At 66.4% G+C, this 1816-nt stretch carries 1 protein-coding gene; it reads right to left on the bottom strand.

Going from position 1 to position 1816, the window contains the following annotated elements; all coding sequences use genetic code 11:
• Window positions 1-1778, bottom strand: a 1778-nt coding sequence (locus AAC023_RS14450; RefSeq protein ID WP_231036753.1) for an acyclic terpene utilization AtuA family protein, incomplete at its 3' end; no start/stop codon positions are given.
• Window positions 1779-1816: the final 38 nt, after the last annotated feature.

The raw sequence follows: 1816 nt of genomic DNA, 5'->3' as shown, positions 1-1816 counted from the left end.
AACCCGTCATTTTCGGCGAGTTTTGCCGGTACGGGGATTTCGATGTCGAGGAGCATTTGTGCGAAGCCCTTGCCCTGGGGGTCGATGCGGACCGAGGCGATGCCGCCGCCGCCGAGGGACTCATGCAGCAGGAAGTTCAGCGCATGGCTTCCGGGCAGATCGAAGCGTTCGACCGGGCCGTTGCACAGGTGGGCGAAATAGGTTTTCACCGCGTCTTCGGTGAGGGCGGATCGGATGTAGGGCAGGTAATCGGGCTTGCGGGCCATGATACCGATATTGGCGATGTCGCCCTTGTCGCCCGAACGGCCCCAGGCCAGTTCGACCAGGCGCACCTTGACGGCATCGGGGCCCGCGTCGCGGCTGTCGGCCGGCGGCGTGGCGGGCGGATCAAGCCGCACCTCCCTGGTGGCGACGGTGACTGGCACATCCTTGCCATCGACCTCGACCGCAACGGGCGTGTCGGCCTTGTCCTGCAGGAAGGAAAACAGCCGCACCACCGGCTGTACCTTGGGCCGTCCGGCGTAGAACCCGGTCAGACCCTGCGCAGTGGAAATGGCCATTGGCGCGATTTCACCGGCAAAGATGTTCAGCGCGCTGCGCTCCTCATGTGCCACGCCGATCTTGAGCACCACTTCGCGGGTCCGGGCGCGGGCGTTGGCGCCATAGGCGGCTTCGGCGCCCAGAACCTCGACGCTCACCTGCCGGAAATCGCCCAGGTTCTTGTTGCGGAAAATCCGGCGGCAGCGGGTCAGGATCGCCTCGGCCACGCGCTCGGCCTTGGCCGGGGCGTCGATGGCGGCGAGCGTCAGGGTGGTGACCGCGCGCCAGCCGTCGGCATAGGTCGCCGACACCTTGTAGCTGCCGGTGCGCCCCAGCCCCTTGCCGCCCATGACCCGCACCCGATCGGGGCCGATCTGTTCGAGCGTGACACCGGACCAGTCGCAGATCACGTCGGGCAGCAGATAGGCCCGGGGATCGCCGATTTCATAGAGCATCTGTTCGCCGGCCGAACCGGGCGACACCAGACCGCCGGTATCGGCCGTCTTGGTCATGACAAAACTGCCGTCTTCGGACACCTCGACGATGGGCATCCCCATGTCGTCCCAGCCCGATACGTCCTGCCAGTCGGTGAAATTGCCCCCCGTCCCCTGCGGGCCGCATTCGATCAGATGGCCCGCCAGGGACCCCTGGCTGAGCTTGTCCCAATCTTCGTCTTTCCAGCCGAATTCGTGCATTAAGGGGCCTAGCGCCACGGCACTGTCGGCGCAGCGACCGGTGATCACGATGTCGGCGCCGGCGTCCAGCGCCGTCGCGATGGGGCGTGCGCCCAGATAGGCGTTCATGCTCCAGATTTCGTCCGGAAAGGCCACGCCGGAAAACATTTCGGTCACGCCGCGGTCGCGGATCGCGTCCGCGCGCTCCATGAGGTCGTCGCCCAGCACGACACCGATGGACAGCTCGACCCCCGCCTCGGCGGCAGCCCTGGCGAGCGCGTCGCGGCAACCGCGCGGGTTCACCCCGCCGGCATTGGCCACCACCTTGATCCCCCTGGCCTTGATATCTTCAAGCCACGGCACCAGCGCCTTGACGAAATCCGGCGCAAAGCCCGCCTCCGGCGTCTTCGCCCGCGCCCGCGCCATCAGCGACATCGTCACCTCGGCCAGGTAATCGAACACCAGATAGTCGATGTCGCCCTTGGACACCAACTGGCCAATGGCCTCCGGCGTGTCACCCCAGAAACCCGAAGCGCACCCGATGCGCAGTTGTCGATCCGACATATTCCCCCCTATCTGCCCGTCCATTCCGGCGCGCGCTT

It is taken from the genome of uncultured Maricaulis sp., from assembly GCF_963976135.1.
Classification (GTDB): domain Bacteria; phylum Pseudomonadota; class Alphaproteobacteria; order Caulobacterales; family Maricaulaceae; genus Maricaulis.
Note: the sequence above shows the minus strand (reverse complement) of the source record. Positions and strands in the feature narration are given on the sequence as shown.